We start from the raw sequence: 20922 nt of genomic DNA, 5'->3' as shown, positions 1-20922 counted from the left end.
CATTAGGGCGAGCGTCGGCGGCGCAAGTCTTTCACCTGCGTGCCAGGCAATTGATCCTGGCCGCCAGGCCGCAGGCCCTGGCAGGGAGCAACAAAACCGGCGGCAGCCAGGGGCAAGACGATCAGGTTGGGCGGGGCGCACAGTGCAAACACTTCTAAAAAATCCCTTTCGAGGATCTGCACCATGTCGATCAATGACAGACTCACCGCGCACCTGAACCGGGGTACGGTGGGTTTCCCCACCGCATTGGCCAGCACCATTGGCCTGATCATGGCAAGCCCGGTGATCCTTACCGCGACCATGGGCTTTGGCATCGGCGGCAGCGCGTTTGCGCTGGCCATGCTGATTGCCGTGGTGATGATGCTGGCCCAGGCCACGACCTTCGCCGAGGCCGCCTCGATACTGCCCACCACCGGCTCGGTGTACGACTACATCAATTGCGGCATGGGGCGTTTTTTTGCGATCACCGGCACCTTGTCGGCCTATCTGATCGTGCACGTGTTTGCCGGCACCGCCGAAACCATCCTGGCCGGGGTCATGGCCCTGGTGAACTTTGAACACCTCAATACCCTGGCCGAATCCGCCGGTGGCTCCTGGTTGCTGGGGGTGGGCTTCGTGCTGGTGTTCGGCCTGCTCAATGTGTTTGGCGTCAGTGCCTTTGGCCGCGCCGAGATCATCCTCACTTTCGGCATGTGGACCACCTTGATGGTGTTTGGCGTGCTCGGCCTGATCGCCGCGCCAGCGGTACAACTGGACGGCTGGTTTGGCCAGTCCATGGTGGGCAGCGACCTGGTGACGGTGTTGTCCCTGGTGGGCATGGCGATGTTCATGTTTGTCGGCTGCGAATTCGTCACCCCGCTGGCGCCGGACCTGCGCCAGTCGGCCAAGGTCATGCCGCGGGCGATGATGCTCGGCCTGATGGGGGTGGCGACGTGCATGTTCATCTACGGCGCGGCCATGAAGCGCCAGGTGCAAAACGTAGTGCTGGACGCGGCCAGCGGCGTGCATTTGCTGGATACGCCCATGGCCATTCCACGCTTTGCCGAGCAGGTGATGGGGCAGGTCGGGCCGCTGTGGCTGGGGATCGGCTTTCTGTTTGCCGGCGCCGCCACCATCAATACCTTGATGGCCGGCGTGCCAAGGATTCTCTACGGCATGGCGGTGGATGGCGCGTTGCCCAAGGTGTTCACCTACCTGCACCCGCGCTTCAAGACCCCGGTGCTGTGCATCCTGGTGGCGATGCTGATTCCCTGCCTGCACGCGCTGTACCTGGGCGGCAACACCGACAACATCATGCACCTGGTGCTGGCGGCGGTGTGTGCGTGGAGTTTCGCTTACCTGTTGGTCACGGTGTCGGTGGTGATCCTGCGCATTCGCCGTCCCGACTTGCCACGGGCCTACCGCTCGCCGTGGTTCCCGCTGCCGCAGCTGCTGTCCAGCGCCGGCATCCTGCTGGGGATGTGGTTTATCACACCGCCGGGGATGGACCCGGCGGATATTTATGTCCCGTTCGGCGTGATGCTGGGCGGCACTGCGGTGTATGCGCTGTTCTGGACCCTGGTGGTGCAGAAGGTCAATCCATTCACGCCGGCGTCGGTGGAAGACGTGCTGGCCAAGGAGTTTGCCAATGAACCGGGTCACTCTCACAACGGCTATGTCAGCACTGCGGCAAAAGCTGTCTGAGCTGTTCAGCGCACAACGGGCGCCAGCGGGCTATCAGCCGGGGCGCACCCTGGGGCAACTGCGGCGCAATTTGGGGCTGGCGCGTTTCGAGCAGGTGTCGCCGACCTTGGCGCGGGCTGCCCTGGACGACGGCAGCCTGCACCTGGAAATTCGCGAGCGCACCGAATCGCAGCTGTTGATGCACCTGGTCATGACCGAGTTCAGCTTGTGCCTGCCCGCCTCGACAGAGGGCGCGGCACGCTTTGAATTGCACCATGGCGGGGCCGTTCGACGTACCGGGATCCGCTGCCGGCAACGCTCGGGCGAGGGTGCATTGCTGGGGCAGCTGCAGGTGCGCTTGCAACAGGACAGTGCCTTGCACCAGGCATTGATGCCCCTGGATTTCAAGCGCCTGCACATTGAATTGCACGCCCGGCACTGGCACGTGCGCCTGGAACACATGGGCGGCAGCGAGGTGGTCAACCGCATGCCTGCCTTTCGCCGCTACATCGCCCTGAGCCGCGAACAGCGGGACGTGCTGCTGGCAGCGCTGCTCGGCTTGCAGCGTGTATTGCGCACGCTCTGATTGGCATCATTAGTGCAAACACAAGGGTGGACAGGTACTTGTTGCGCGCATATAGATAACATGTTAACTATTGCCCGACAAAAACAATAAGCCATTGTGGAGACACCCATGGGTATCCAACAGAGTGCACAACAGGGGCTCGACACCTGGAACCGCGACTTGCGTGCGATGTGCGGCCACTTCGACACCGAACTGGCCTTTAACCGTTCGCTGTTTATCGGCGAGTTTTCCATGCTTTCAAACGGCGGGTTGCCCCTGGCCAGCCTGCGTACCAACGCCGGCCTGATCAAGCGCCAGGTCAGCAACCCCGACCATGACAATGACCAGGATTGCTTTTTGGTCAGCCAGCGCAGCGGCTATTCGCAGGTCGTGCAGAACGGCCAGCGCGTGCAACTGGCCCCTGGCGAACTGCTGCTGATGGACTCGGTGGGCTCCATTGAAATCACCCCGTTCGGCTTGATCGAACATATCTCGCTGTCGTTGCCGCGCGCCCAGGTGTGCAAGCAGATGGGCAGCCAAGCAAAAACCTTTGGCAAGATTTCCTCCAGCAAAGCCTGTGGGCGCATGCTGCATGTGTTGATGGACCAGTTGTGCAAGGGCGGCGAAGGTGCCGAGGATGAGGTCGAGGCGTTGCAGTGTGCCTTTGTGTCGCTGCTGGGCTCAGCCCTGGAGCAGGACGAGGACGCGCGCGACGACACCGGCGCGTTGCAAGGTAACAACCTGCGCAGCTACGTGCAGAAGGTCATTGATGAGTCCCTCAGCCAGCCTGGCCTGAGCCCCGTCGGCCTGGCCAGCCGCTTGAACATCTCGGTACGCCATTTGTACCGGCTGTTCGAAGAACAGGACGATAGCGTCTGCCGCTACATCCAGCGCGCAAGGCTCAAGCGCAGCGCCGATGACTTGACCAACCCGTTCCTGCGTAGCGAATCGATTACCTCGATTGCCTATAAGTGGGGTTTTACCGATTCGGCGCATTTCAGCCGCTCGTTCAAGAAGCAGTTCGAGCAGTCACCCAAGGCGTTTCGTTCCAGCCGAATGGCCTGAACAGGATCTGACCCGCCCAGTAGATTGAACGTAGGAGCCGGCTGACAGACTGCCATCACCGGCAAGCCGGCTCCTACAGGTTGGGTTTCAGACTTCCGGCAGGGTTGAGCCGCCATCTACCACCAGCGTTTGCCCGGTGATATAGGTCGCCAGCCCCGAAGCCAGAAACAGCATGGCCCCGGCGATATCGGCGGCGCTGCCCAAGCGTCCCAACGGCACGCGGCTGGCAATACTGGCGTTGAGTTGGCCATCTCCCAGATTGCTCATTGCCGGTGTCGCGATCATGCCCGGTTCAACCCCGTTGACCCGTACATTCAACCCCGCCAGTTCCAGCGCAGCATTGCGAATGAAGCCGTTGACCCCGGCCTTGGACGCCGCATAGTGGCTCAGCCCGGGGTACGCCACCCTGGGGCCGGTCACTGATGAAGTCACCAGTACACAGCCGCGGCCCTGGCGGCGGAACATCGGAAGGGCGCCTTGAGTCAGCCAGAACAGGGCCGAGAGATTCACCGCCAGGGTGCGTTCGAGAATGGCCGGGGTGATGTCCTCAAAGCAGGTCAGCGGGAAATACCCGGCGTTGTGGACCAGTACGTCGAGTCGTTCCTGGCGTTGCATCAGCGCGAACACCGCGCTGGCATCCGCCAGGTCGATACCAACGGCCGCGACTTGGCAACCATGGGCTATAAGTTCGTCAGCCAGGGCCTGGGCCGTGGCGACTTGACGGTCGGCAATCAGCACCTGGGCGCCGCGCCTGGCAAACCCTTCGACAATCCCACGACCGATGCCCTGGGCGCCGCCAGTGACCAGAACCACTTGGCCGCTGAAGTCCAGGTCATGGGGCATGAGTGGGCTCCAGATGGGCGAAGGCCAGTGTCGGCACATCGACAATGCTTGAACCGCCGTCGGCCACCAGGGCTGCGCCGGTGATGATCGACGCGTCAGCCGATGCCAGGAAGCGACAGACCTTGGTGATCTCGTCGGCACTGGCCGGGCGGCGCAGCGGTACATCGGCGCACACGCGGGCATAGGCTTGCTGCAGGCTCTCGTCATAGGCCTGCATCAACGGCTGCATTTCCTGATCCGCCATGGGCGTGCGCACCCAGCCCGGACACACCGCATTGACCCGCACCCCGCGCGGCCCGTAATCCCGGGCCAACGAGCGGTTGAGCCCCAGCAGCGCATGTTTGGCGGTGGTGTAGCCGCACACCTCGGGGCCTGCCGCTAGTGAGGCGATGGAGCCGATCAGCACAATATTGCCGGCGCTTTCCAGCAACAGCGGCAGGCAGGCCCGCGCGCTGTAGAAGGCGCTGTCGAGATTGCTGCGCAACGCTGCTTCCCAGGTGGCCGGTGGGGTTTGCGTGGCACTGCCCACGCCATGGCCGCCGGCGCAGGCCAGCAGCACATCGAGACGCCCATAGCGCTGGCGGATCTGCGTGATGAACCCTTCCCAGGTCACGGGGCAGGCCGCGTCGCCCACCAGGATCAGCCCGCCGGTGTCTGCGGCCACCTGCTCCAGCGGTTCGCGACGCCGGCCGATCAGTACCAGTTGTGCCTTTTCGCCCGCATACAGCCGGGCACACGCGGCGCCGATACCGGTGCCGGCCCCGGTGATCAGCACCGTGCGTGGCTCAGTCATCGGCATACTCCGTGCGGTTGAGCACCTGGCAATAGGAACTGATGGGGAAGTTCGATAGCGCATCGAACGAGGAACCTGCATAGCCGAAGATCTTGCCGTCGCTGCGGTGCTGTTGCAGGTCAATCAGCACCAGGCCCAGGGTGGGAATGATTTTTTCGCGCCAGACAAATAGGTACAGCTCATCGGCAATCTTGTAGTAATGGCAGCGATCGGTGTCGCACAGGCCTTGCTCGACACCTTTGAGGCACTGCCAGGCATAGAACTGGTCGTTGAGGTAGAGGTGCTCGTAGACCTCGCTCGGGCTGTAGCGGTATTGGTTGCGCAGGCCCACCAACTCGCGTGTCGGCGTGTGGGGGCACAACCCTTCCTGCCACGGGCGGTCGAGGCTGCCATGCAGGAAGTCCACGGCCACCGCGGTTAACGGCTTGCCCGCCAGGGCGCGGCTGTACAGGCCCTCGGCGGTGTCTGCCGGGGAGGGCAGGCGGCCGATGACGGCGGTGAACGAGGCACTGTGGGTGTCGAGCACCAGGCTGATGGACCAGTCCTGCCCGCCTTCATGCTTGATGAAGTCCACCAGGTACAGGCCCGGGCGGATCGACGTGGCACGGTAGGGCGCCGTGCCGCTGGAGTGCCCGTCCAGGGCGCTCCAGGACAGGCTCTGCTGAGCGAAACGATGCGCTATCTGCCAGCCATTGGCGAAGTGCAGGGTGAACGTCTTGCCGTCCAGGTCTGCCAGGTTGGGCAGGATAAAGGCCTGGGGGGCAAAGCCGTCGGCGAGGGCGCCGACGGTGATCCAGTCAGATGGGTGAGTCATCACCGGCCTCCGTTCATACGACCGCGAAGTAATGTTTGACGAAACTTGCGCTGAGCACTTCCCACAGCACTGGCGTGCCCTTGGTCACGAACCAGCTGTCGCCCGCCTTGTAGGTGGTGGTTTGGCCGCTGGACTCGTCGGTCAGCCGCACCTCGCCGGTGACCACGGTGGCCTGTTCGTTAAAGGGGTAGACCATGCGGAACTTGCCCTGGGTGGTACCGAAGTAGGCGCTGCTGACCGGGTCGGTCGGCGCGCCGAAGGTCATTTTGCCGAAGGCCTTGAGTTCGCCGGCGAGGATTTCGCTGCCGAGATCGGCAACGGTGCCCCAGGCATCGAGTTCAGACAGTTGGATATCTTTCTTGAGGGTGACGAGGGTCATGGCAGTTGCTCCATAGGGATAAAAACGGGGTTAGCGGCGACCATTCCAGTAACCGGACAGTTGGTGCCAGGATTTGCCGGCGGTCAGCAGCAAGGGGCGGATTGCGTCCTTGCCGATGATCGTCGGGCGGTGGATCGAACTGACCAGGTCATAGCGCGCCGAGCCTTCGCTCATGCCTTCGGCCAGGACCTTGCAGATGATGTGGCTGGGGGTGACGCCAAAGCCCGAGTAACCCTGGACAAAGAACGCATTGCTGCGCCCCGGCAAGGTGCCGATCTGTGGGAACAGGTTGGGGCTGCAGGCCATCGGGCCGCCCCAGGCGAGGTCGATCTTCACGTCCTTGAGGTAGGGGAAAATCTTCAGCATCAGCTTGCGGTTCCAGGCTTTCAAATCGCCGGGAATGTGCTCGACCAATGGCGTGGCGGCGCCGAACAGCAGGCGGTTTTCATTGGTCACGCGATAGTAGTCGATCACCGGGCGGATATCGCTGTAGGCCCCGCGAATCGGGCTTATCCGCTGGATCAGCTCTTCGCTCAACGGCTCGGTCATCATCTGGAACGCGTAGGTGTTGATGGTCGAGCGATGCAGCTCCGGCTCCAGCTTGTTGAGAAAACTGTCACACGCCCACAACAGCTTGCTGGCCTTGACCGAGCCGCGCCCGGTGCGCACGGTGATGCGCTCGCCATAGCGGACTTCCAGCGCCGGGCTGTTCTCGAAGATCCGCACGCCAAGGCCAGCCAGGGCGGTGGCTTCGCCCAGCAGCAGGTTCAGCGAATGCACATGCCCGCCGCCCATGTGCAGCAGGGCGCTGCCGTAGGCGTCGGAGCCGATGATCTGCTTCACGTCGGAGCCGCCGAGGAAGCGGATTTCGTGCTTGCTGTTGATCGACTTGAAGTCTTTTTCCCAGGCCCGCAGGGTTTTTTCCTGGCGGGCGTTGAAGCCCATATAGCCGTAGCCGTGGCAAAAGTCGGCATCGATGTTGTACTTGGCGATCCGGTCTTTGATGATGTCGGCGCCCAGGTCGCTGATCTCGAACACCTGGCGCAGGCCGTCCTCGCCGACGTCTTGCTTGATCTTCTCGAGGTCGTGGCCAATGCCGGCCATGATCTGCCCGCCATTGCGCCCGGTGCCGCCAAAACCCAGGTAGCGCGCCTCCAGCACGACGATATTGGTGATGCCTTTTTCTGCCAGTTCCAGGGCGGTATTGATTCCGGAAAACCCGCCGCCAATTACCACGACGTCGGCCTCGATGTCCTGTTCCAGGGTGGGAAAGCTCAGGTTGTACTTCTTGGTAGCGGTGTAATACGTGGGGGTTTCAATAGTGATCATGGCGCAGCCTGAAAAGTGAAGGAAGGCTCTAAAGCAGATGTCTTCATTAGGGGCCTTGGCGCGATCAATGTCTTGATCCTGCCTGCCGGGGCTTTTGATTCAGCGCGCCATGGACGTGCGCGACCCTTAAGTTATAGCGCGAGCGTGGAGCGGGGATGTTAGAGTTTCGTTAAAACATTAACTAAATATCACGTGACCCTGACTCTATGCTCAAACCCCGGCAGTCCCTGACCCTCACCCTGTTACAGGCCCGCGAAGCGGCCATGAGTTTTTTCCGCCCCTCGCTGAACGAACACGGCCTGACCGAGCAGCAATGGCGGGTGATCCGCATCCTCAATCAACACGACGAACTGGAGATTTACCAACTGGCGGAACTGGCCTGCATCCTCAAGCCGAGCATGACTGGCGTGCTGGTACGCATGGAAGCGGCGGGGATGATCCATCGGCGCAAGGCCGAGCAGGATCAGCGACGGGTACTGGTGACCCTGGCGGACAAGGGCCGGGCGAGTTTTGCGTCCATGAGCCAGTGCATGGAGGCCAACTACCAGCGTTTGCAGGAGCAGTTGGGGGAGGAGAAGTTGCAGACCTTGCTGGGGTTGTTGGATGAGCTGAAAAACATCAAGCGCTGAAACACGATCTCTTAAACACCACACATCCAAAATGTGGGAGCGGGCTTGCTCGCGAAAGCAGTGGTTCAGTCACCGAATATATTGACTGACACACCGCTTTCGTGAGCAAGCCCGCTCCCACATTGGGTCCTGCGGCGCTTGAAGGTGATTAGTACACGCCGCCAGTGCTCGCTGGCGCGGGTTTGTCTTTGAACTTGCCCACCAACCCCTGCAACCCACGCATCAGCACCGTGGTATCCACCCCCACAGCGACAAACCCCGCGCCCAGCTCGATGTACCGCCGGGCGAGTTTCTCATCGGCACTGAGAATCCCCGCCGCCTTGCCCGCCTGGCGGATCCGCGCAATGGCATCTTCGATTGCCGCTTGCACGTCAGGGTGCCCCGGATTGCCCCGGTGGCCCATGGATGCACTCAAGTCCGCCGGGCCGATAAACACGCCATCCACGCCTTCGACAGCCGCTATCGCGTCGAGGTTGGCCAGCCCTTGCAAGCTTTCGATCTGCACCAGCAGGCACATCTGTGCGTCGGCCTGGTCCAGGTAGCCGTCGATGCTGTTCCAGCGTGAAGCCCGCGCCAGGGCGCTGCCCACGCCGCGGATGCCCTGGGGTGGATAGCGCATGGCGCGCACCAGTTCCCGGGCCTGGGCGGCGCTTTCGACCATCGGCACCAACAAGGTTTGCGCGCCGATATCCAGCACCTGCTTGATCAATGCGGTGTCGCCAATGACCGGACGAATCACCGCCTCGCTGGCGTAGGGCGCCACGGCCTGCAATTGGCCGAGCATGCCGCGCAAGTCGTTGGGGGCGTGTTCGCCGTCGATCAGCAGCCAATCGAAACCGGCATTGGCCGCCAGTTCCGCGCAGTACGCGTGCGCCAGGCCCAGCCACAGGCCGATCTGCGGCTCCCCGCAGGTGAGCCGCTGTTTGAAGCGGTTGACAGGCATGTCCATGAATCAGTCCTCCAGGTGTCAGACGAAGCGGCAGGAAATCGAGCCGAGCATGTCGTAGTCGACATGGAAGGTATCGCCCGGGCTGGCGGCCACCGGCCGGGTAAACGAGCCGCCGAGGATGATCTGCCCTGGCAGCAAGGTGACGTCGTAGGGCGCCAGCTTGTTCGCCAGCCACGCCACCCCCTTGGCCGGGTGGTTGAGCACGGCGGCCGAGACCCCGGACTCTTCGATCACGCCGTTGCGGTACAGCACCGCCGGCACTTTGCGCAGGTCGATCTCGGTTGGCCGCACCGCGCGGCCGCCCATGACCACGCCGGCATTCGCGGCGTTGTCGGAGATGGTGTCGAACACCTTGCGCGTGGCCTTGGTGTGCGGGTCGACCTGCTGGATGCGCGCGTCGATGATCTCCAGGGCCGGGATCACCCACTCGGTGGCGTCGAGCACATCGAAAATCGTGCAGTTGGGGCCCTTGAGCGGCTTGCCGAGGATGAAGGCCAGTTCGACCTCGACCCGCGGCACGATAAAGCGCTCGAATGGAATGTCGGTGCCTTCCTCAAACAGCATGTCATCGAGCAGCGCACCGTAGTCCGGTTCGGTGATGTTCGACGACACCTGCATCGCCCGCGAGGTCAGGCCGATCTTGTGCCCGACCAGCTTGCGCCCGCCCTTGATCTTCTGGGCGACCCAGGCGCGCTGGATGGCATAGGCGTCCTCGATCGTGATCGCCGGATGATCGAGGGAAAACTGGCGTACCTGTTCGCGGCTGCGTTCGGCATGGTCCAGTTGGGCAGCGGCTTGCAGGATGAGCTGTGGATCGAGCATGACAAGGGTCTCTTACTGAGGGTTGACGATGGCGGCGTTGGTGCGCAACACCAGCAGGCCGCCAAGGGCGATAAACAGCGCCAGCACGTACAGGGCGAGGCTGGCGCTTTGGGTGGTGTCGCGCATCCAGCCGATCAGGTAGGGCGCAAGGAACGAGGCGATGCTGCCAAACGAGCTGATCATGGCGATCCCGGCCGCCTGGGTGCAGTTTGACAGGAAGGCCGGCGGCAGTTGCCAGAACATCGGCAGCGCGGCGCTGGCGCCCATGCCGGCGACGATCAGGCCGCCCATCACCACCAGCGAGTTGCCCGGTGCCAGGCCAGCCACGGCAATCCCGGCGGCGGCCATCAGCAGCGGCACGCACAAGTGCCAGCGGCGTTCGCGGTTGCGGTCCGAAGAGCGCCCGCAGCCGATCATGAAGAAGCAGCCGGCCAGATACGGCACGGCGCTCAGCAGGCCGACCTGGCTGTCGCGGCCGATGCCGGCGCCATGGATCAGGGTGGGCATCCAGAACGCCAGGGTGTTGACCGCCAGCATCACCGCAAAGTAAATCGCCACCAGCAGCCACACTTGCGGGTCGCGCAGGATGCCGGCGAAGGAGGTGATGGACTTGCGCTTTTCCTCGGTGCTCAGTTGCTCGCGCAATTGTTGCTTTTGCGCAGGTTCCAGCCACTTCACCGTTTCAAAACTGTCCGGCAGGTACTTGAGCACCACCAGGCCCAGCAACACCACGGGGGCGCCTTCGATGAGGAACATCCACTGCCAGCCGCGCATGCCGCCAAAGTCGTGGAAGTTTTCCAGGATCGCCCCCGAGAGCGGCCCGCCAATCACCCCGGCCATGGGCACGGCGATGGCGAACAGGGCGGTGATCTGCGCGCGTCGGCGCGCCGGGTACCAGCGGTTGAGAAACACCAGGATCCCCGGGAAGAAACCCGCCTCGGCCACGCCCAGCAAAAAACGCAGTACGTAGAAGCCGGTGGAACTTTCGATCCACAGCATGCTGGTGGACAGGATGCCCCACACCACCATCAGGCAGGCGATCCAGCGCCGTGGCCCGACGCGGTCCAGGGCGATATTGCTGGGCACGCCGAACAGCGCGTAGGCGATAAAGAACAGGCCGGCACCGAAGCCATACACCGTGTCGCTGAAGTGCAGGTCGCTGCTCATCTGCATCTTGGCGAACCCGATGTTGATCCGGTCCAGGTGGGCAAACAGGTAACAGATCAGCAGCAACGGCATCAGGCGCCAGGTGACGGTGCTGTGGGTGCGATCATGCTCGGCAAGGGTGACGCTGTGGGCGGTATTGGCTGTGCTCATGATGTTGTACTTTTTGTCTGAGAGGCCGTTGGGGGAGGCGGGGTCAACCCGCCTGGTTGCTTAAAAACGCGTGGACGTTGTTCTGTTTGAAATTCAACTGCGGGTGCAGCTCGACCATCTCGAAGGACAGGGCCAGCAGCCGTTGTGCCTGCAGGGCGGCGAAGTGCTCGGTGATCACCCTGAACAGGGCTTCAGCCACCGCCTGACGGGTAGGCAGATCGCGACCGTGGCCGACCTTGAGGGTCATGTGGACGAAGGCGTAGTCGTGCTTGCCATCGGCCATGCGCCAGGTGTCCAGGCGCACCGCGCGGCTGCGGATGCCGCCCAGGGGGAACACGCCGCTGTCTCCCAGCACCTGGTGGACCTTTGCAAACAGCCCCGGCAGGTCGGCCTGGTGTTCGAGGTTGTCGGTGTATTCGGCGATGAAATGCGGCATTTTGCTCTCCTTGTAGGAGCCGGCTTGCCGGCGATGGCGGCCGGACTGCAGGCGCGTGGGTGCCAGGCACACCGCGATCGCCGGCAAGCCGGCTCCTACCGTGTTAAATCGGGAAAATGGCGTTGATCTGGCCAGTGCCGGAGCTGCCGAACGGCTCGGTGATGATCTCTGCCGGGCGGTTGTACTCAGGCCCGCCGAGCAAGCCCAGGAGCATCGCGGTGTCGTGCATCTTGCCCTCGCCAAAGCAGTGTTCGGCGTAGTCCGGGAGCATCGCGCAGAACTCCTTGAAGCGGCCTTCGCGCCACATCTGCACCACGTGCATGTCCACTTGCTTGTCGAACTCGCGGGTCCAGTTGTGGATGTTGGCTTCGGCTTCGCGGTCGTCGGAGAAGCGGTGCGACAGGGAGCCGGAGGCCAGCACCAGCACCTTGCGATCACTCTTCTCGATGGCCCGGCGCACGGCGGCACCGAAGGCGAAGCTGTCTTCCAGGCGATGCCAGGCGCACCAGGCGGCGATGGAGATCACCTTGAATTTCTGCTCCTGGGGCACGTCCATGTGCATATAGCGCATGGGCACCAGGGTGCCGTATTCCAGCTCCAGGCTCGGGATGTTGTGGGCCATGGTGCGCACCCCGGCCAGGTTGGCTTCGGCGGCAATCAGCTCGCCCAGCTGCGGGCAGCCGGGGTAGGCGTACTCCATGTTCTTGATGAAGTGCGGCAGTTCGTTGCTGGTGTAGGTGCCCTGGAATCGCTCGCCACCGTTGACGTGGTAACCGCTGTTGACCAGCCAGTGCACGTCGAATACCACGGCGGTGTCGGCCCCCAGTTCACGGGCGCGGCGCCCGATTTCCTTGTGCCCGGCAATCGCTGCTGCGCGGCAACCGTGGTGCTTGCCCGGCAGTTCCGACAGGTACATGGAAGGCACGTGGCAGATTTTCGCCGCCAGGACTACTTCACCCATGATCATTCTCCTGATTTCATTATTCTTGTTGGTGCGCTATGGACTGTGTAGGAGCGAGCTTGCTCGCGAAAAACCCAAGGTCAGCGCGTTAACCCTGAAAGTCAGCGTTATCGTTGACGAGCATCGCGGGCAAGCCCGCTCCCACAGTTACACGCCCCAGCGCGGGATGTGATGGCTGCCCATGGAGATGCACACGTTCTTGATTTCTGCGAACACTTCGAAGCTGTACTGGCCGCCTTCGCGACCGGTCCCCGAGCCCTTTACCCCGCCGAACGGCTGACGCAGGTCGCGCACGTTCTGGCTGTTGATAAACACCATGCCGGCCTCGATGCCACGGGCCAGGCGATGAGCCTTGCCGATGTCCTGGGTCCAGATGTAGGACGCCAGGCCATATTCGGTATCGTTGGCCAGTTGCAGGGCCTCGGCTTCGTCCTTGAAGGGAATCAGGCACACCACCGGGCCGAAAATTTCTTCCTGGGCGATGCGCATGTTGTTGTTGACGTCGGCGAACACGGTCGGCTGGATAAACTGCCCGCGTGCCAGGTGCGCCGGCAGGTTCGCCGGCCGCTCCAGGCCGCCTGCCACCAGGTTGGCGCCTTCTTCGAGGCCAATCTTGATGTAACCGGTGACTTTGTCATAGTGGGCTTGTGTGATCATCGAGCCCACCTGGGTGTTCGGGTCTTGCGGGTCACCGACAATCAGGCGTTTGGCGCGGGCGGCGAACTCGGCGACGAACTGCGGGTACACGCTCTGCTGGATGAACACGCGGCTGCCGGCGGTGCAGCGCTCGCCGTTCAGCGAGAAGATGGTGAACAGCGCGGCATCCAGGGCCCGTTCGAGGTCGGCGTCTTCAAAAATCAGCACCGGTGACTTGCCGCCCAGCTCCATGGAGTACTTTTTCAGGCCGGCGGTCTGCATGATTTTCTTGCCGGTGGCGGTGCCGCCGGTAAAGGAAATCGCCCGCACATCCGGGTGACGCACCAGGGCATCGCCGGCGGTGGCGCCGTAGCCCTGGATCACGTTGAGCACGCCCTTGGGAATCCCCGCTTCCAGGGCCAGGCGCCCCAGTTCGTTGGCAGTCAAAGGCGACAGCTCGGACATCTTCAGTACCGCCGTGTTGCCCAGGGCCAGGCACGGTGCGGTCTTCCAGGTGGCGGTCATGAACGGCACGTTCCACGGCGATACCAGCGCGCACACACCCACCGGTTGGTACAGGGTGTAGTTGAGCATCTGGTCGTCCACCGGGTAGCTGTGGCCGTCCATGCGCGTGCAGACTTCGGCGAAGAAATCGAAGTTGTGCGAAGCCCGTGGGATCAGCACGTTCTTGGTCTGGTGGATCGGCAGGCCGGTGTCCAGGGTTTCCAGTTCGGCCAGGTGCGGCACGTTCTGCTCGATCAGATCACCGAGCTTGCGCATCAGGCGCGCGCGCTCCTTGGCCGGGGTGTTGGCCCACTTGGGGAAGGCTTCCTTGGCCGCAGCCACGGCCTGGGCGACTTCTTCGGCGCCACCGCTGGCCACTTCGCCAATCGCCTCGCCGGTGGCGGGGTTGTAGTTGATGAAGGTGTCTTTGCTTTCGACCTCACGGCCGTTGATCCAGTGTTTGATCATGGGGTTCAAGCCTCTTTCCGGGCGGCGAAAAAGTCCGCCTCGCTGACAATTCGGTTGACCAGGCGGCCGACGCCTTGCACTTCCACCACCACTTCATCCCCTGGCACCACGTCGGCCAGGCCTTCGGGGGTGCCGGTGGCGATCATGTCGCCGGGTTGCAGGGTCATGAAGCTGGACAGGTATTCGATCAGGTAGGGGATATCGAAAATCATGTCGCGGGTGCTGCCTTCCTGGCGCAACTCACCGTTGATCCAGGTGCGCAGGGTCAGGTTGCCTGGGTCCGGCACATCGGCCACGTCGACGATCCACGGGCCGACCGGGGTCGTGGCGTCGCGGTTTTTCACCCGCAGGTTGGGGCGGTAGTAGTTTTCCAGGTAGTCGCGGATCGCGTAGTCGTTGCACACGGTGTAGCCGGCCAGGTACTCCAGGGCGTCCTCGCGCTTGACGTTGCGCGCCGGCTTGCCGATCACCGCCACCAACTCGCACTCGTAGTGCATGTAGGCGATGTTGTCCGGGCGCCAGGTGATCTGGTTGTGCCCGGTGTAGGTGCCCGGCGACTTGATGAATGCCAGCGGCTCGGTCGGCGGGGCGAAGGCAAGTTCGGCGGCATGGTCGGCGTAGTTCAGGCCCAGGGCGAACATATTGCCGGTGGCCGGTGGCAGCCACTGCACCTGGTCTTCGGCCAGCAACCGACCATCGGCCAGGCGCACAGCATTGAACTCTTCGACGTGGACCTGATGGATCTGGCCTTCAAAACGGATACGCGCGTGCTTCATGGCTGTTCCTCGGCCTGGATGTGGTTGACCAGGCGGCCCAGGCCGCTGATCTGGACTTCGACGGTGTCGCCGGGCTGCACATCCACCCGGCCTTCGGGCGTGCCGGTGATCAGCACATCGCCTGCATGCAGGGTCATGAATTCGCTGATTTCGGCGATCAGCCGGGGAATGTCGCGGACAAAATTGGCCGTGGTGTTCTGCTGGCGCAACTCGCCGTTGACCAACAGCTTGAGGCTCAACTGATGGGGGTTGGCGATCTGTTCGCGGGCCACCAGTTCAGGGCCCAGGGCGCAGAACCCGTCGCGGCACTTGGCTTTGACGGCGGGGCGGTAGTAGCTGTCTTCCGGCAGGCTGAACTCATTGACGATGACATAGCCCGCCACATGCTCCAGGGCGTTTTCCACGCTGACGCGGCTGGCGCTTTTGCCGATCACCACGCCCAGGGCCGGGCCCGGTTGCAGGCGCTCGCCGTGGGGCTGGTGCACGATGCCGTCATGGCTGTTGCGGGTGTTGGGGGTCTTGATAAACAGCACCGGCTTGACCGGGGGCTTCTGGTACGGCGGCTGCTCGAATTCGGCGAGACGCTGGTTCAGCAAGCCCTGGTAGTTCAGCGCGACGCCGAACAGGGTGCCGCTGGCAACATCATGCAGGGTACGGCTCATGGATTTCTCCTGGCGATGGCGACTGCTCTAAAGGCAGTTCGTTAATGTGTTAACGTTATAATTAATATGTTAACTACCGTCAAGCGTGGCAAAATCATCGGGTGCAAAAAACAATAAAGAGAAGCCTGTGAAACCGATCCCCAACATCAACATCGGCCAGGTCTACGACCAGCGCTACAGCGATGCCGACGTGCATTACGATCGGCTCGGCAACCTGGCGGGTTTTTTCGGGCGCAACATGCCCGTGCATCGGCATGACCGGTTCTTCCAGGTGCATTACGTCAAGAGCGGCGCCGTGCGGGTCTACCTCGACGATCAGCAGTACCTGGAATCGGGGCCGATGTTTTTCCTCACGCCGCCCACGGTGGCCCATGCCTTTGTCACTGAAGCCGACGCCGATGGCCACGTACTGACCGTGCGCCAGCAGTGGGTGCGGGCGCTGGTCGATGCCGACCCGAGCCTGGCGCCAGGCCCACAGATCCCACCCGCCTGCGTGGCGTTGGCCCGCCTGGCACCTGAGTTCGAGCCCGAGATCAAGCGGCTGGACTGGCTGTTCGACGAGTTGAGCGGCGAGATCAACAGCACCGGCGCGGGGCGGGCGGCGGCCCTGGAAAGCCTGACGCGGTTGATCATGATCAGCCTGCTGCGCCTGTGCGCCAACTCCCTGCAAGCACGCCCGGCGCGCCATGAAGACCTGCGCATCTTCCACCGCTTCAATGAGCTGATCGAAGACCACTATTTGCGGCATTGGCCGCTGTCGGCGTACGCCGAACAAATCGGCGTGACCGAGGCGCGGCTCAATGACGTATGCCGGCGCATTGCCGACCTGCCGTCCAAGCGCCTGGTGCTTGAACGGCTGATGCAGGAAGCCAAGCGCCTGCTGCTGTTTACCGGTGGTTCAGCCAATGAAATCTGCTATCAGCTGGGGTTCAAGGACCCGGCTTATTTCAGCCGGTTCTTCCAGCGCTATGCGCACATGACACCGGGGGAGTACCGCCTGCGCCAGGCAGGCCTGCGTTGATCACCACAGCGCCAGGCTGTAGCCGACGATGATGCGGCTTTCGTCGATATCGCTGGTCAGGCCGTTGCTCGAACGCAGGGTCGCGTTACGCAGCCTGACGTTGACGTTTTTCAGTGGCCCGCTCTGCACGGTGTAGGTCAGGTCGGTATCGCGCTCCCATTCGCGGCCATTACGCACGCTGGCGGTCTGCACGTGGCTGCCATCCACATAGCGGGTCATGAAGGTCAACCCCGGCAGGCCAAGGGCGGCGAAGTTGTAGTCGTAACGCGCCTGCCAGGCATCGGTCTGGGCCTTGGTGAAGACGTTGATGGTTACCAGGTTGACCGAATAGGGGTCCATGCCGGGGTAGGCGAAATCGCCGTCGCCCGAGAGGTTCTGATAGCCCAGGCCAAACTTGTGGGCCCCCGCCGACAGGCTCAGCATGCCGTTGAAGAACCGGTTGTCGATGCGCCCGCCGTCCACTCGCGATGCGCCACGCAAATCATGGCTGCCTTGCTCGCGGGTATCGAAGTAACGCAGGTCGCTGCGCAGGCTCATGCCGTTGCTCAGCGGCAGGTCGTGCACCAGGCCGATGAAGTGCTGGCGGTAGATGTCCTGCATCTGTGCGTAGTAGTAAGTCGTCGCCAACTGCGGGGTGATTGCATAGGTGCCGCCGGCCAGGTCCAGGTGGCTGCTGTCGACGCCGGCGTAGCTCATCTGGTCGTTGCTGGAAGAATCGCGCAGGTTTTGTTTTTCCAGGCGGCCCAGGTTCAGGGTCAGGCCGGCGATGTCCTGGGAGGTGAGCAACTCGCCAGTATAGGTCGAGGGCAGGAGCCGGGTGTCGTTGTAGGCGGCCACCGGCAGCTGCGGCTGCAGGGTGCCGGCCTTGAGCACGGTTTTCGACACTCGCACCTTGGCCGTCAGGCCCAGTTCACTGTAGTTGTCGACGGGCTGCTGGCTGGCGCCATACGGCAGCAGGCCGGTGCCACGACGGTCACGGCTGGAATCGAGCTTGACCCCCAGTTCACCCAGGGCATCCACGCCAAAGCCCACCCGGCCTTCGGTGTAGCCCGACTCCAGGCGCAGCACAAAGCCCTGGGCCCATTCATCGGCCTTGTTCTGCGGCGCGTTTGTCTGGCGAAAGTCGCGGTTCATATAGAAGTTGCGCAGGTCGAGGCTGGCCTTGCTGTCCTGGATAAACTCGGCGTAGGCGCTCAGGGGGCTGAACGTAGCGCACAGGCCGGCGCTGGCCGCCAGGGGAAGGAGGCGCAAATGCATGACAGATTCCTTTTGTTGTTTTTGTAGGTATCGCCCTTCGGATCACTGAAGGGAGTGGCATATTGTTAACATGTTATATTTATTCTGGGTAGACAATTTGCATCGTCATAAAATAATTCGTGTCGAGATTAACGAGTTTGTGCGGCGGCCGGCTTGCATGCCCGTGGAGCCGACCCTAAGCTTCGACGCTTCGATCTCTTATGCGCGTGAGCCATGTCCACTCCCAGACCTTCCCTGACGCTGACCCTGCTGCAGGCCCGTGAAGCCGCCATGGCGTTTTTCCGCCCGTTGCTCAATGAACATCAATTGACCGAACAGCAGTGGCGGGTGATTCGGATCCTGCGCCAGCAAGGCGAACTGGAGAGCCATCAACTGGCGCACCTGGCCTGCATCCTCAAGCCGAGCATGACGGGCGTGCTGACGCGCCTGGAACGCGACGGCATCGTGCGTCGACGCAAGTCCAGCGAAGACCAGCGCCGCGTGTTCGTGAACCTCACCGAGCAAGGGCAACAGTGCTTCGTCGAGATGAGCGCGGGGATGGAAAGCAACTACCAGAAGATCCAGGAACAGTTCGGCGAAGCGCAATTGCAGCAACTGCTCGAATTGCTCAACCAGTTGAAAAACATCAAGCCCTAAGCTGTTGCTGGCGATGGCGCCTCATACAGCGCCGCAGACAGGTTGAACACTCATGGAAAGACGGCAATTTAGCGGCGGGATGAAAGGCAAGAACCTGCGCTACCTGAACGAAACCCCGGGCCAGGCCCCACGCCTGGTTCGCGCGGGGTTTGTGCTGTTGGAACATTTTTCCCTGCCGGCCTTCACCCAGGCGCTGGACACTCTGATCACCGCCAACCTGCTGCGTCCTGGGCTGTTCACCTCGCGCACCTTCGGCCTGGACGAGCAGGAGGTGATCAGCGACCTGGGCCTGGTGATTCGCCCGGACGCGCGCCTTGAGCACAGCGCGCTGGCTGAGCTCGACCTGCTGGTGATCTGCGGCGGCTATCGCACCCAGCTCAAGGCCGGTGAAAGCTTTATCGAACTGCTCAAGGCCGCCGCGCAGCAGGGCGTGATCCTCGCCGGGCTATGGAACGGGGCGTGGTTCCTGGGCAAGGCCGGGGTGCTGGATGGCTATCGCTGTGCCATTCATCCGGAGCATCGCCCGGCCCTGACGGAAATCGCCAAGGCCACCGAAGTCAGCAGCGAGCCCTATGTGATCGATCGTGACCGTCTCAGCGCATCCAGCCCATCCGGTGCGTTCCATATGGCCCTGGACTGGATCAAGAGCCTGCACGACAAGGCGCTGGTGGAAGGTATCGAAGATATCCTGGCGTTCGAGGAGTCGCGCTACCGGCGGATCAAGCCCGCTGAAAATATCTGCGTCAGTGCGCCGCTGCGCGAGGTGGTGCGCCTGATGGATGCCAATCTCGAAGAACCCCTGGCCCTGGAGCAACTGGCGGTGTATGCCGGGCGTTCGCGGCGCCAGCTGGAGCGCCTGTTTCGCGAGCAGTTGGGCACCACACCGCAGCGCTATTACATGGAGTTGCGCATCACCGAGGCCCGGCGCCTGCTGCAGCACACCGAACTGTCCCAGGTCGATGTGCTGGTGGCCTGCGGGTTCGTGTCGCCCAGCCACTTCAGCAAATGCTACAGCGCCTACTTCGGCTACCGGCCTTCGAAGGAAACCCGGCTGGTGAAGTGACCCCCATTCCTACACAGAATGGGTCGCCGGTTTGCTCGCCGGCGCACGCTTGACGCAATGCGCCAGCGCCTGCTGGATATCGGCCAGCAGGTCTGCAATATCCTCCAGCCCTACCGACAAACGCACCAGCCCTTCGGCAATTCCGTGTTGGGCACGTTCCTCTGGGGTGTAGGTGGAATGGGTCATGCTCGCCGGGTGCTGGGCCAGGGATTCGGCGTCGCCCAGGCTGACCGCGCGGCTGAACAGCTTGAGCGCGTTCATGAAGCGCTTGCCGGTGGCGATGCCGCCCTTGAGTTCAAAGGCAATCATGCCACCCGAGAGTTTCATCTGCCGCGCCGCCAACTCGTATTGTGGGAAGGAGCGCAGGCCGGGGTAGGTTACCGACGCGACCGCCGGGTGCGCCTGCAAGGCTTCGGCCACGGCCTGGGCATTGCTGCAATGGCGATCCATGCGCAGGGCCAGGGTCTTGAGGCCGCGCATCAATAAAAAGGCGTCCTGGGGCGACAGGACGGCACCGGTCAGGTCCTTCAAGCCTTGCAGGCGGATGCGTTGTGCCAGGTCATGGCGGCTGACGGCGATCCCGGCGGTGATATCGCCATGCCCGCTGAGGTACTTGGTGGCTGAATGCACCACCACATCGGCGCCCATTTCCAGCGGGCGTTGCAGGTACGGGGTGCAGTAGGTGTTATCGATGACCACAGTAATGTTGGGTTGCTGGTGAGCGATCTTGGCCACGGCGGCAATGTCGATCAATTGCAGGTTGGGGTTGGCCGGGGTTTCGCAGTAGATCATGCGGGTCGCGGGGGAGAGTGCGGCGCGCAGGGCGTCGAGGTCCGACAGGTCGACATGGCGCACCTTGACGCCGAACTGGCCGATGCCATGGTGCAGCAGGGAGAAGGTGCAGCCGTACAAGGTCTGGCTGACGATCACCTCATCGCCGGGGCGCAGCAGGGTCCAGAAGGTCGCGGCAATCGCGCCCATGCCGGAACTGAATGCCACTGCTGCCTCGCCGCCCTCCAGGGTGGCCATGCGTGACTCCAGCAGCGCCAGGGTCGGGTTGGAAATGCGCGTGTAGAAGTGCCCGCTTTCTTCACCGGCAAAACACCCCGCGCCGTATTCGGCGGTCGGGAAGGCAAAGGTCGCCGACAGGTAGATCGGCGGCACCAGGGCCCCGTGATGGTCTTGCGCATCGTAGCCGTAGTGAATGGCGCGGGTAGAAAAGCCGAATGTATTGTGTTTATTGTGCATGTCGGACGCTCCTTATTTCCTACAATGCTATGCTCATAACCGAGGCCGAACGTTGCCTACTTTGCCGAGAAAAACCGCTGGCGAAGG

23 protein-coding genes are annotated in these 20922 nt (G+C 62.7%); 7 read left to right on the top strand and 16 right to left on the bottom strand.

Annotated elements, in window-relative coordinates; translation table 11 throughout:
- Positions 1-2: 2 nt before the first annotated feature.
- Positions 3-206 carry a hypothetical protein gene (locus AC19YY_RS14050; protein WP_346266499.1) on the bottom strand — a complete coding sequence of 68 codons (204 nt, stop codon included), beginning with the start codon at positions 204-206 and terminating at the stop codon, positions 3-5.
- Here AC19YY_RS14050 and AC19YY_RS14045 point away from each other — a divergent pair.
- The 3 genes from AC19YY_RS14045 to feaR all read left to right on the top strand — a co-directional run bounded on the left by AC19YY_RS14045 (position 184) and on the right by feaR (position 3292).
- Positions 184-1683 carry an APC family permease gene (locus AC19YY_RS14045; RefSeq protein ID WP_170043509.1) on the top strand — a complete coding sequence of 500 codons (1500 nt, stop codon included), beginning with the start codon at positions 184-186 and terminating at the stop codon, positions 1681-1683. The two genes, AC19YY_RS14050 and AC19YY_RS14045, sit on opposite strands and share 23 nt — an antisense overlap.
- Positions 1628-2248, top strand: coding sequence for a DUF3156 family protein (locus tag AC19YY_RS14040; RefSeq protein WP_170043510.1), 621 nt, complete (start codon positions 1628-1630; stop codon positions 2246-2248). Before AC19YY_RS14045 ends, AC19YY_RS14040 begins: the two co-directional genes overlap by 56 nt.
- A gap of 108 nt (positions 2249-2356) precedes the next feature.
- Positions 2357-3292 (top strand): transcriptional regulator FeaR, encoded by a 936-nt coding sequence (gene feaR / locus AC19YY_RS14035; protein WP_169956095.1) that lies wholly within the window; start codon positions 2357-2359, stop codon positions 3290-3292.
- Between the two features lie 87 nt (positions 3293-3379).
- On the opposite strand, the gene AC19YY_RS14030 is transcribed toward feaR, so the two are convergent.
- The 5 genes from AC19YY_RS14030 to AC19YY_RS14010 are packed head-to-tail and all read right to left on the bottom strand — an operon-like array spanning position 3380 to position 7450.
- Positions 3380-4135 carry an SDR family oxidoreductase gene (locus AC19YY_RS14030; protein WP_500604383.1) on the bottom strand — a complete coding sequence of 252 codons (756 nt, stop codon included), beginning with the start codon at positions 4133-4135 and terminating at the stop codon, positions 3380-3382.
- On the bottom strand, positions 4125-4928 hold the full coding sequence (locus tag AC19YY_RS14025; protein WP_500604382.1) for an SDR family NAD(P)-dependent oxidoreductase: 804 nt from the start codon (positions 4926-4928) through the stop codon (positions 4125-4127). Before AC19YY_RS14025 ends, AC19YY_RS14030 begins: the two co-directional genes overlap by 11 nt.
- Positions 4921-5742, bottom strand: coding sequence for a molybdenum cofactor biosynthesis F family protein (locus tag AC19YY_RS14020; protein WP_500604381.1), 822 nt, complete (start codon positions 5740-5742; stop codon positions 4921-4923). The genes AC19YY_RS14025 and AC19YY_RS14020 overlap by 8 nt, the downstream gene beginning before the upstream one ends.
- Before the next feature lie 13 nt (positions 5743-5755).
- On the bottom strand, positions 5756-6121 hold the full coding sequence (locus tag AC19YY_RS14015) for a cupin domain-containing protein (protein ID WP_169956103.1): 366 nt from the start codon (positions 6119-6121) through the stop codon (positions 5756-5758).
- 30 nt (positions 6122-6151) lie between these two features.
- Positions 6152-7450, bottom strand: coding sequence for an NAD(P)/FAD-dependent oxidoreductase (locus tag AC19YY_RS14010; RefSeq protein ID WP_500604380.1), 1299 nt, complete (start codon positions 7448-7450; stop codon positions 6152-6154).
- A gap of 206 nt (positions 7451-7656) precedes the next feature.
- Here AC19YY_RS14010 and hpaR (AC19YY_RS14005) point away from each other — a divergent pair, with 206 nt between their 5' ends.
- Positions 7657-8079: a homoprotocatechuate degradation operon regulator HpaR gene (hpaR, locus tag AC19YY_RS14005; protein WP_057960125.1), complete on the top strand. Its 423-nt coding sequence runs from the start codon at positions 7657-7659 to the stop codon at positions 8077-8079.
- A gap of 148 nt (positions 8080-8227) precedes the next feature.
- Here the strand turns inward: hpaR (AC19YY_RS14005) and hpaI are convergent, their stop codons facing one another.
- The 8 genes from hpaI to AC19YY_RS13965 form a co-directional block, all read right to left on the bottom strand.
- Positions 8228-9028, bottom strand: coding sequence for a 4-hydroxy-2-oxoheptanedioate aldolase (gene hpaI, locus AC19YY_RS14000; RefSeq protein ID WP_169956107.1), 801 nt, complete (start codon positions 9026-9028; stop codon positions 8228-8230).
- Positions 9029-9046: 18 nt separating this feature from the next.
- Entirely contained in the window at positions 9047-9850 is an 804-nt protein-coding gene (gene hpaH / locus AC19YY_RS13995; RefSeq protein ID WP_169864354.1) for a 2-oxo-hept-4-ene-1,7-dioate hydratase, read from the bottom strand.
- Positions 9851-9862: 12 nt separating this feature from the next.
- Entirely contained in the window at positions 9863-11167 is a 1305-nt protein-coding gene (locus AC19YY_RS13990) for an MFS transporter (RefSeq protein ID WP_500604379.1), read from the bottom strand.
- Between the two features lie 43 nt (positions 11168-11210).
- Positions 11211-11603 carry a tautomerase family protein gene (locus AC19YY_RS13985; protein WP_169956111.1) on the bottom strand — a complete coding sequence of 131 codons (393 nt, stop codon included), beginning with the start codon at positions 11601-11603 and terminating at the stop codon, positions 11211-11213.
- Positions 11604-11706: 103 nt separating this feature from the next.
- A complete protein-coding gene (hpaD, locus tag AC19YY_RS13980) occupies positions 11707-12564 on the bottom strand; it encodes a 3,4-dihydroxyphenylacetate 2,3-dioxygenase (RefSeq protein ID WP_500604378.1) in 858 nt (285 codons plus the stop codon).
- A gap of 147 nt (positions 12565-12711) precedes the next feature.
- Entirely contained in the window at positions 12712-14172 is a 1461-nt protein-coding gene (gene hpaE, locus AC19YY_RS13975) for a 5-carboxymethyl-2-hydroxymuconate semialdehyde dehydrogenase (RefSeq protein ID WP_500604377.1), read from the bottom strand.
- A 5-nt stretch (positions 14173-14177) separates the two neighbouring features.
- On the bottom strand, positions 14178-14948 hold the full coding sequence (locus AC19YY_RS13970; RefSeq protein ID WP_492634376.1) for a fumarylacetoacetate hydrolase family protein: 771 nt from the start codon (positions 14946-14948) through the stop codon (positions 14178-14180).
- Complete coding sequence (locus AC19YY_RS13965; protein ID WP_169956878.1) at positions 14945-15610, bottom strand: fumarylacetoacetate hydrolase family protein; 666 nt, start codon at positions 15608-15610, stop codon at positions 14945-14947. The genes AC19YY_RS13970 and AC19YY_RS13965 overlap by 4 nt, the downstream gene beginning before the upstream one ends.
- A gap of 127 nt (positions 15611-15737) precedes the next feature.
- Here AC19YY_RS13965 and hpaA point away from each other — a divergent pair, with 127 nt between their 5' ends.
- Positions 15738-16631 (top strand): 4-hydroxyphenylacetate catabolism regulatory protein HpaA, encoded by an 894-nt coding sequence (gene hpaA, locus AC19YY_RS13960; RefSeq protein WP_169956876.1) that lies wholly within the window; start codon positions 15738-15740, stop codon positions 16629-16631.
- Here hpaA and AC19YY_RS13955 read toward each other — a convergent pair whose 3' ends face one another.
- Complete coding sequence (locus tag AC19YY_RS13955) at positions 16632-17888, bottom strand: OprD family porin (RefSeq protein WP_500604376.1); 1257 nt, start codon at positions 17886-17888, stop codon at positions 16632-16634.
- Positions 17889-18101: 213 nt separating this feature from the next.
- Here AC19YY_RS13955 and hpaR (AC19YY_RS13950) point away from each other — a divergent pair, with 213 nt between their 5' ends.
- Both hpaR (AC19YY_RS13950) and AC19YY_RS13945 read left to right on the top strand, forming a co-directional pair.
- Positions 18102-18524, top strand: a complete 423-nt coding sequence (gene hpaR / locus AC19YY_RS13950) for a homoprotocatechuate degradation operon regulator HpaR (protein ID WP_500604375.1) — start codon at positions 18102-18104, stop codon at positions 18522-18524.
- 52 nt (positions 18525-18576) lie between these two features.
- Positions 18577-19587 (top strand): GlxA family transcriptional regulator, encoded by a 1011-nt coding sequence (locus tag AC19YY_RS13945; RefSeq protein WP_432755400.1) that lies wholly within the window; start codon positions 18577-18579, stop codon positions 19585-19587.
- 9 nt (positions 19588-19596) lie between these two features.
- Here the strand turns inward: AC19YY_RS13945 and AC19YY_RS13940 are convergent, their stop codons facing one another.
- Positions 19597-20835 carry a methionine gamma-lyase gene (locus tag AC19YY_RS13940; RefSeq protein ID WP_170057859.1) on the bottom strand — a complete coding sequence of 413 codons (1239 nt, stop codon included), beginning with the start codon at positions 20833-20835 and terminating at the stop codon, positions 19597-19599.
- Between the last annotated feature and the right edge of the window lie 87 nt (positions 20836-20922).

It is taken from the genome of Pseudomonas sp. MF09156, assembly GCF_059862305.1.
The sequence above is the reverse complement of the archived record's forward strand: the minus strand, read 5'-3'. Positions and strand labels throughout refer to the sequence as shown.

Bases quoted from the DNA above. Each gene is read 5' to 3' on its own strand.
- AC19YY_RS14045 (WP_170043509.1), top strand. From the start codon at position 184: ATGTCGATCAATGACAGACTCACCGCGCACCTGAACCGGGGTACGGTG.
- AC19YY_RS14040 (WP_170043510.1), top strand. From the start codon at position 1,628: ATGAACCGGGTCACTCTCACAACGGCTATGTCAGCACTGCGGCAAAAG.
- feaR (WP_169956095.1), top strand. From the start codon at position 2,357: ATGGGTATCCAACAGAGTGCACAACAGGGGCTCGACACCTGGAACCGC.
- AC19YY_RS14030 (WP_500604383.1), bottom strand. From the start codon at position 4,135: ATGCCCCATGACCTGGACTTCAGCGGCCAAGTGGTTCTGGTCACTGGC.
- AC19YY_RS14025 (WP_500604382.1), bottom strand. From the start codon at position 4,928: ATGACTGAGCCACGCACGGTGCTGATCACCGGGGCCGGCACCGGTATC.
- AC19YY_RS14020 (WP_500604381.1), bottom strand. From the start codon at position 5,742: ATGACTCACCCATCTGACTGGATCACCGTCGGCGCCCTCGCCGACGGC.
- AC19YY_RS14015 (WP_169956103.1), bottom strand. From the start codon at position 6,121: ATGACCCTCGTCACCCTCAAGAAAGATATCCAACTGTCTGAACTCGAT.
- AC19YY_RS14010 (WP_500604380.1), bottom strand. From the start codon at position 7,450: ATGATCACTATTGAAACCCCCACGTATTACACCGCTACCAAGAAGTAC.
- hpaR (WP_057960125.1), top strand. From the start codon at position 7,657: ATGCTCAAACCCCGGCAGTCCCTGACCCTCACCCTGTTACAGGCCCGC.
- hpaI (WP_169956107.1), bottom strand. From the start codon at position 9,028: ATGGACATGCCTGTCAACCGCTTCAAACAGCGGCTCACCTGCGGGGAG.
- hpaH (WP_169864354.1), bottom strand. From the start codon at position 9,850: ATGCTCGATCCACAGCTCATCCTGCAAGCCGCTGCCCAACTGGACCAT.
- AC19YY_RS13990 (WP_500604379.1), bottom strand. From the start codon at position 11,167: ATGAGCACAGCCAATACCGCCCACAGCGTCACCCTTGCCGAGCATGAT.
- AC19YY_RS13985 (WP_169956111.1), bottom strand. From the start codon at position 11,603: ATGCCGCATTTCATCGCCGAATACACCGACAACCTCGAACACCAGGCC.
- hpaD (WP_500604378.1), bottom strand. From the start codon at position 12,564: ATGGGTGAAGTAGTCCTGGCGGCGAAAATCTGCCACGTGCCTTCCATG.
- hpaE (WP_500604377.1), bottom strand. From the start codon at position 14,172: ATGATCAAACACTGGATCAACGGCCGTGAGGTCGAAAGCAAAGACACC.
- AC19YY_RS13970 (WP_492634376.1), bottom strand. From the start codon at position 14,948: ATGAAGCACGCGCGTATCCGTTTTGAAGGCCAGATCCATCAGGTCCAC.
- AC19YY_RS13965 (WP_169956878.1), bottom strand. From the start codon at position 15,610: ATGAGCCGTACCCTGCATGATGTTGCCAGCGGCACCCTGTTCGGCGTC.
- AC19YY_RS13955 (WP_500604376.1), bottom strand. From the start codon at position 17,888: ATGCATTTGCGCCTCCTTCCCCTGGCGGCCAGCGCCGGCCTGTGCGCT.
- hpaR (WP_500604375.1), top strand. From the start codon at position 18,102: ATGTCCACTCCCAGACCTTCCCTGACGCTGACCCTGCTGCAGGCCCGT.
- AC19YY_RS13945 (WP_432755400.1), top strand. From the start codon at position 18,577: ATGGAAAGACGGCAATTTAGCGGCGGGATGAAAGGCAAGAACCTGCGC.
- AC19YY_RS13940 (WP_170057859.1), bottom strand. From the start codon at position 20,835: ATGCACAATAAACACAATACATTCGGCTTTTCTACCCGCGCCATTCAC.